Here is a 6,270-nt window from a genome sequence, read left to right on the forward strand (position 1 = left end):
TCCTGCCCCCGCCGCTGCTCGCGCCGCTGCCGTCCGTGTCGGCGCCGTCGGCCGCCGCCGCCACCTGCCGCAGCGTCCGCCCGCTGCGGACCGACCGGGCCCGCTCCGGATCGGGGGTGCTGCGCCCGGGGGCGGCCCGCTGGTCGTTCTCCTTGACCAGCAGCCATGCCTCGCCCGAGCCGCGGTTGTTGCGGATCCGGGTCAGCGCGTAGCCGCCGTGCAGTTTCGCGCCGTCCAGCCGGAAGGAGGCGTGGCCGCGCCGCAGGGCCTCGGCCATCGGGATCTCGGCGCCGGAGCGGTCCTTGTTCAGGTTGCGGTAGTCGCCCTCGTCCCAGATGATCACCGGCCCGCCGCCGTACTCGCCCGGCGGGATGAGCCCCTCGAAGTCCCGGTAGTCCAGCGGGTGGTCCTCGGTGGGCATGGCGAGCCGCTTCTCCTGCGGGTCGGGGGAGGGTCCCTTGGGCACCGCCCAAGACTTCAGGGCGCCGTCGACCTCCAGCCGGAAGTCGAAGTGCATGCTGCTCGCGTCGTGGATCTGGACGACGAAGCCGGGCGCGGGTCCGGGCTCCGTCCCGGGGCCGGGGCCGCGGCCGGGACCCGGCTCCGCGGTCTTCGCGAAGTCCCGCCTGCGCTGGTACTCGGTCAGCGAATCCTTCGGGGCCACCGCTGCCTCCATCCCGGTGCGCGGACGGCTCGCCCGCGCGGTGCTGCTGGCTGTCCTTGGTGCGTATCTCCGGCCGACCGCCCGGTAAACCGGTCATATCCGGCAATTCTCCGCGACGGCCGGTAGGGATCCCCCGGGTGATCCCGGCAGACAGGGTGGTCTTTCCGCGGGCGCCATTGGACCCGATGAGCAGCTCCCCACCTGCCGCTATGCCGTCCAACTTGACGTAACCAGACAGGTCTGTCTAATCTCAGCCGCAACGCCGTTCCGCTCGGCACCGCCCCGGTGATCAGGAGCCACCCATGTTCAGCCGTCTCCGCCTCGGTCCCCTCGCCTCCCTGTCCCTGCTCGCCTCGATCGTCGTCTCGCTGCTCGCCGCGTCCAGCGCCCCGACCCCGTTGTACGCGGTCTACCAGCGGGAATGGGGCTTCTCGCCGATCACCACCACCGTGGTCTTCGGCGTGTACGCGCTTGCCGTGCTGGCCGCCCTGCTGGTCTTCGGCCGGATCTCCGACCACATAGGCCGCCGCCCGGTGCTCTTCGCCGCTTTGGCCGGGCAGATCGTCGCGATGGTGGTGTTCGCCGAGGCGGGCAGCGTGAACGCGCTGCTGGTCGCCCGGGTCCTCCAGGGCGTTTCCACCGGGGCGGCGCTCGGCGCGATCGGCGCCGGACTGCTGGACATCGACCGGGTGCGGGGCGCGGTCGCCAACTCCTTCGCACCGATGACCGGTACGGCCACCGGTGCGCTGGTCTCCGGTCTGGTCGTGCAGTTCCTGCCGTCTCCGACGCACCTGGTGTACTACCTGCTGCTCGCGGTGTTCGCGCTCCAGACGCTCGGCGTGGTCCTGCTGCGCGAGTCGGTGCGGCGCAAGCCCGGGGCGCTGGCCAGCATGAAGCCCGACATCCGGCTGCCGCGGGCCGCCCGCCGGCCGGTCGCCATCGCCGTCCCGGTCCTGTTCGCGATCTGGGCGCTGGCGGGCTTCTACGGCGCGCTCGCCCCCGGTCTGACCGGCTCCCTCGTCCACTCGCACGCGGTGGTCTACGGCGGCCTCGGCCTGTTCGTGCTGGCGGCCGCGGGCGCCCTGTCCGTGCTGCTGCTGCGGGGCACCTCGACCCGTACGGCCATGGTGCTCGGTGTGGTCACGCTGATCGCGGGAGTCGCGATCACGCTGGTCTCGATCGGCTCGGGCACCGGCGGCGCCGCCTCGGTCACCGGGTTCTTCGTGGGCACCGCGCTGGCCGGCTTCGGCTTCGGCGGCGGCTTCCAGGGCGGTATCCGGCTGGTGGTGCCGGTGGTCGAGGCACACGAGCGGGCCGGCGTGCTGTCGCTGCTCTACGTGGTGTCGTACCTCGGCATGGGTGTGCCGGCCGTGATCGGCGGCGTGCTGGTCGTGCACGGCGGCGGCCTGCTGGACACCGCGCGGGAGTACGGCGCCGCGGTGATCGTCCTGGCCGCGGCGGCGCTGGCCGGGCTGCTGCTGACCGGGCGGCGCACCGAGCCGTCCGGATCGGGGCTGGTCGTCGCGGTCTCTGCCATGGGGGCCGGGAAAGACATGGCGGCCACGGGGGGCACGGCGGCCACGGGGGCCGTGGAGGCCGCCGGAGCAGAGCGTCAGCCGGTCGGCGAGCGCTAGGATAGACAGACCTGTCTGACTGCGTGTTGGGGATGATGGACATGGTGACCAGGACGAAGCCCGCCACGAAGAGCACCGCGGCCAAGCCGTCCGCGCGGGAGCGGCTGCTCGCCGCCGCCACCGACCTGTTCTACCGCGAAGGCGTGCAGTCCGTCGGCATCGACCGGATCATCGATCAGGCCGGCGTCGCCAAGGCCTCGCTGTACAACACCTTCGGCAACAAGGAAGGTCTGGTCCGGGCCTATCTGGACGGCCGCCACGTCATCGTCAGGGAGCGCGTCACCCGCACCCTGACCCGCTTCCGCACCCCGCGCGAGCGGCTGCTGGGCGTCTTCGACGCGGCGGGCGAGACGGTCACCGCCCCCGGCTTCAACGGCTGCGCCTTCGTCGCGGCCACCGCCGAGACGCACCCGGGCAGCGCCATCGAGGCAGTCGCCGACGACCACCGCCGCTGGATGCGCGGCCTGCTCGTCGAACTCGCCACCGAGGCCGGGGTCGCCGACCCCGAATCCCTGGCCCGTCAACTGCACTTGCTCTACGACGGCGCGGTGCTCTCCGGCCGGATGGACCGCGACCCGTCGGCCGCCACGACCGCCCGCGCGGCGGCGGCCGTCCTGCTGGACGCGGCGGAAAAGTCCGGATCGACCGAAAAATTCTCAAAGTCGGATGCGTTCTGATTGCTCCCCGAGTGGCTGCTTTGCTCGGATGGGTCCTACGCTGAATTGATGGATGCCACAGATCCGGGGCGGAGACCCGGTAGGCGTCCGGGGGCCCGGCGGAAGTCCGGTGGCCTGAACGGTTGGTAACCAACCGGCGACCAGCCGAAAATCAACTGCACTTCCTACATGGAACGAAGGAGGTGGCTTGAATGGCCACCCATTCGACCGACACATCCCATATGGACACTCATCCCGACCTGGTATCCCTGAGGGACCGGTACACGGCGATGTCCCACAAGCCTGTCAGTGGCTTGCTGGAAGGCCTGTGCATCATCACCGGCCTGTATCTGGCGATCTCGCCGTGGGTGGTCGGTTTCCAGAACTTCAGCCCCAGCCTGCGGGTGAGCAACCTGATCATGGGTCTCGCCCTGGCGGTGCTCGGGTTCAGCTTCGGCTCGGTCCTGGAGCGGACCCACGGGCTGGGCTGGGTCGCCGCGGCGATCGGTGTCTGGACGATCATCGCCCCGTGGGCGGTATCCGGCAACGGGGCGTTCCACAAGACCATCTGGAACAACTCGTTCACCGGTGGTGTTGCGGTCCTCGTCGGAGTTGCCACGATGGCTCTCGGCCTGATGGCGACACGACGACTGAGCCGTCGGTCCGAAGTGCGTGACCACTGACGCACGGACGGCAGCTTGACCGCCGGACCAACGGGCGGCCTCCTCCGGGAGGCCGCCCGTACCCGTGTCCGGGACCGCCGAGAATCCGCCGGAGCCCGGTCGGAGCCCGGTCGGAGCCCCGCCGAAGTCCCGTCGAGCCCCGCTCCTCGTCAGCTCTTCGCCGCCGGCCGCGTCGCCGTCGGCCCGGCCTGCTGTTCGCCCCCGCCCGCGCCTGCGGCCTTTCGCTCGCCGGCGGTCGGCTCCAGCAGGGTCGGCTTCGGCGTACCGCGCAGCGCGGAGGCGGTCGCGGCCAGCAACGACATGCCCGCCGCCGTCGCGAAGACGATGATCAGGCCGTGGTGGAAGGACGACGAGATGAGGTTCGGGAAGAACTCCTTGCCGGTCAGCACCTCCCGGTTGTGGGCCGGCAGCTTGGCCAGCGTGCCGGACGGTTTGAGCAGCGTCTCGATCGGATTGATGCCGAGGAACGCCGAGAAGACCGTGGACACCGGTGGCAGGGACGCCGCCTGGTGCGCGACACCCGCCGGCACGCCCTGCGCCCGCAGGCCCGAGTCCAGCGCGCTCGGCAGGCGGTTGGCCAGACCGATGATCAGCAGCGAGAAGAACACCCCGATGGACAGCGACGTCCCGGAGTTCTGGAAGGTCGACCGCATCCCGGAGGCGGCCCCCCGGTGGGTCGCCGGGACGCTGCTCATGATCGCCGAGGTGTTCGGCGCGGAGAACATGCCGGACCCCAGGCCGTTGAGCAGGATCAGCAACGCGAACGCCCAGTAAGGGAAGTTGATCGGCAGCAGGAGCAGCCCGACGAAGCTCGCGCCGAACAGCAGCAGCCCGCCGGTGGTGAAGTACCGGACCCCGAACCGGTCGGACAAGATCCCCGACGCGGGTCCGGCGAGCAGGAAGCCGGCCGTCAGCGGCAGCAGGAAGATACCGGCCCACAGCGGCGCGTCCGCGAAGTCGTAGCCGTGCAGCGGCAGCCAGATGCCCTGCAGCCAGATGATCAGCATGAACTGCAGCCCGCCGCGGGCTATCGACGCCAGCAACGCGGCCGCGTTGCCCGCCGCGAAGTGCCGGTTGCGGAACAGGCCCAGGTTGAACATCGGCTGCGGCACCCGGGTTTCGACCACCGCGAAGACGATCAGCAGCGCCAGTCCGCCGATCAGCCCGGTCAGTACCTTGGGGCTGGTCCAGCCCATCGTGTCGTGTCCGTAGGGCTGGATGCCGTAGGTGATGGAGACCAGGATCAGCCCGCAGCCCAGCGCGAAGGTGAGGTTGCCCCACCAGTCGATCCGGGCCGGCTGGCGGGCGGAGATCTCACGCAGCGAGCGGTACGCCCAGATGGTGCCGAAGATGCCGACCGGTACATTCACCCAGAACACCGCCCGCCAGTCCCACGCGGACAGCACGCCGCCCAGCACCAGGCCGATGAAGGTGCCGGACAGCGCCAGGATCTGGTTGATGCCGAGGGCCATGCCGCGCTGGCGGGCCGGGAAGGCGTCGGTGAGGATCGCCGCCGAGTTCGCCATCAGCATCGCGCCGCCGAGCGCCTGCACCACCCGCCACGCGATCAGCCACATCGCGCCCGAGCCGCCGTGCGCCGGGTCGAAGGACAGCGCCACCGAGGCGAGGGTGAAGACCACGAAGCCGAGGTTGTAGATCTTGACCCGGCCCACGATGTCGCCCAGCCGCCCGAGGGTGACCACCAGCACCGCGGTGACCAGCAGATACCCCATGATCATCCACAGCAGGTAGCTGATGTTCCCGGCCGCGAAGGGATCCAGGTGGATGCCGCGGAAGATGGCCGGCATGGAGATGATCACGATGGAGGAGTCCACCGTGGCCATGAACATCCCGAGGCTGGTGTTCGACAGCGCGACCCACTTGTAGCGGTCGTCGCGGTCCTCGGAGCCGCCGGTCCTCCCGGCCGGTCCGGTTGCTCCTGGTGAACCTGGTGAACTTGGCGAACCCGTTGGACCCGTTGGACCCGTTGACCCTGTTGGGCCTATTGGCCCTGTTGGCCCGGTCGATCGGGCGGACCCTGCGGCCTCAGACACGACGAGTGATCCTCTCCAGCAGTGGGATGGCGGCGGCCAGTTGCTCCTGCTCCGCCGGGGTCAGCTCGCCGGCGATCGCCACGGTCAGGCGGCGGGCCCGCTCGCGCCGGGCGCCGTGCAGGCCGTCCAGGCCGGCCCGGGTGAGCGAGACGACGATCCGGCGGCCGTCGTTCGGGTCCTGGTCGCGGTCGACCAGCCCGCGTTCCTGGAGTACGGCGACAATCGTGCACATCGACTGCGGACGGATGCCCTCGCCCGCGGCCAGTTCGGACGCGGTGGCCGGGCCCTCGCGGTCCAGCCGGACCAGCGCGGAGGTCTGGGAGAGGGTGAGCTCGCCGTCCGGCCGAAACTGCCGCAGCCGGCGGACCAGCGGCCCCAGCGCGGCCCGCAGATCGGTCGCCGTCCGCTCGGCGAGACTCCCGGTGGGGCCGGTAGGACCGGCAGGTTCTCCGGCCGATTCTCCGGCCGAGTGGCCCGCCTCGGGGTCGGCCGGAGCCCCGGCCGGGTCGCCCGCCTCGGCACTGCGGCGGCCCGCGGCGCCCGCCGCGGAGTTGGCCGCGGGGTTGGCCGCGGCATCGG

At 71.1% G+C, this 6,270-nt stretch carries 6 protein-coding genes; 3 read left to right on the forward strand and 3 right to left on the reverse strand.

Annotated elements, in window-relative coordinates; genetic code table 11:
• Window positions 1-664: DNA polymerase ligase N-terminal domain-containing protein (locus tag GA0115240_RS05385; RefSeq protein ID WP_107407102.1), on the reverse strand; the 664-nt coding region annotated here is incomplete at its 3' end.
• Between the two features lie 302 nt (window positions 665-966).
• Here GA0115240_RS05385 and GA0115240_RS05390 point away from each other — a divergent pair.
• The 3 genes from GA0115240_RS05390 to GA0115240_RS05400 all read left to right on the forward strand — a co-directional run bounded on the left by GA0115240_RS05390 (window position 967) and on the right by GA0115240_RS05400 (window position 3,637).
• Window positions 967-2,298 carry an MFS transporter gene (locus tag GA0115240_RS05390; protein WP_093735503.1) on the forward strand — a complete coding sequence of 444 codons (1,332 nt, stop codon included), beginning with the start codon at window positions 967-969 and terminating at the stop codon, window positions 2,296-2,298.
• Between the two features lie 41 nt (window positions 2,299-2,339).
• Window positions 2,340-2,975 carry a TetR/AcrR family transcriptional regulator gene (locus GA0115240_RS05395; protein ID WP_202451060.1) on the forward strand — a complete coding sequence of 212 codons (636 nt, stop codon included), beginning with the start codon at window positions 2,340-2,342 and terminating at the stop codon, window positions 2,973-2,975.
• A gap of 191 nt (window positions 2,976-3,166) precedes the next feature.
• Window positions 3,167-3,637: an SPW repeat protein gene (locus GA0115240_RS05400; RefSeq protein ID WP_093735504.1), complete on the forward strand. Its 471-nt coding sequence runs from the start codon at window positions 3,167-3,169 to the stop codon at window positions 3,635-3,637.
• 149 nt (window positions 3,638-3,786) lie between these two features.
• Here the strand turns inward: GA0115240_RS05400 and GA0115240_RS05405 are convergent, their stop codons facing one another.
• Together GA0115240_RS05405 and GA0115240_RS05410 are read right to left on the reverse strand one after the other, a co-directional pair.
• Window positions 3,787-5,487, reverse strand: a complete 1,701-nt coding sequence (locus GA0115240_RS05405; protein WP_093735505.1) for an MFS transporter — start codon at window positions 5,485-5,487, stop codon at window positions 3,787-3,789.
• Window positions 5,488-5,683: 196 nt separating this feature from the next.
• Window positions 5,684-6,270: MarR family winged helix-turn-helix transcriptional regulator (locus GA0115240_RS05410; RefSeq protein ID WP_237554621.1), on the reverse strand; the 587-nt coding region annotated here is incomplete at its 5' end.

It is taken from the genome of Streptomyces sp. DvalAA-14 (genome assembly GCF_900091855.1).
Classification (GTDB): domain Bacteria; phylum Actinomycetota; class Actinomycetes; order Streptomycetales; family Streptomycetaceae; genus Actinacidiphila.